1 protein-coding gene is annotated in these 501 nt (G+C 69.9%); it reads left to right on the top strand.

Annotated features, from left to right (window positions below; genetic code table 11):
- Window positions 1-501: PA1136 family autoinducer-binding transcriptional regulator (locus tag ACLJNW_RS23130; RefSeq protein ID WP_410961076.1), on the top strand; the 501-nt coding region annotated here is incomplete at both ends.

Below are 501 nucleotides of genomic sequence, written 5' to 3'. Positions count from 1 at the left end.
GCCTATCTTCTGCACTGTCCGGTCACCCGGCACATCCTCGAACTGGACGAGCCGTTCTTCTGGTCGAAGAGCCCCTCGGAGGATCCCGAGCGCATGACCTACCGCATCGTCCGTGGGGTCCGCGACCTCGGCCAGGTCAATGGCATGCAGGTGCCGGTGTTCGGCCGCAACGGCCTGTCGGGCGCGGTGTCTTTCGCCGGCGAGCGGCTGGACCTGAATGCCGGTTGCAAGCTCGCCGCCCAGGCCTTCTGCCCGATCCGGTTCTGCGCCCTGAAGCGCCTGCGCGGCCCTGTGTCGGCGGGCGATGCGCAAGCGCTCAGCGAGCGCGAGCGGGAAGTCCTGCAATGGATCGCCCTGGGCAAGCAGCAGGCGGAGGTGGCGGCGATCCTGATGATTTCCGAGCGCACCGTGGAGAATCACCTGCGTGCCGCCCGCCGCCGTCTCGGCGCGGCGTCCACCGCCCAGGCGGTGGCGCGGGCGCTGCGCCTGGGCGATATCGAG

It is taken from the genome of Salmonella sp. SAL4457 (assembly GCF_046548235.1).
Classification (GTDB): Bacteria; Pseudomonadota; Gammaproteobacteria; order Enterobacterales; family Enterobacteriaceae; genus Salmonella; species Salmonella enterica.
Note: the sequence above shows the minus strand (reverse complement) of the source record. Positions and strands in the feature narration are given on the sequence as shown.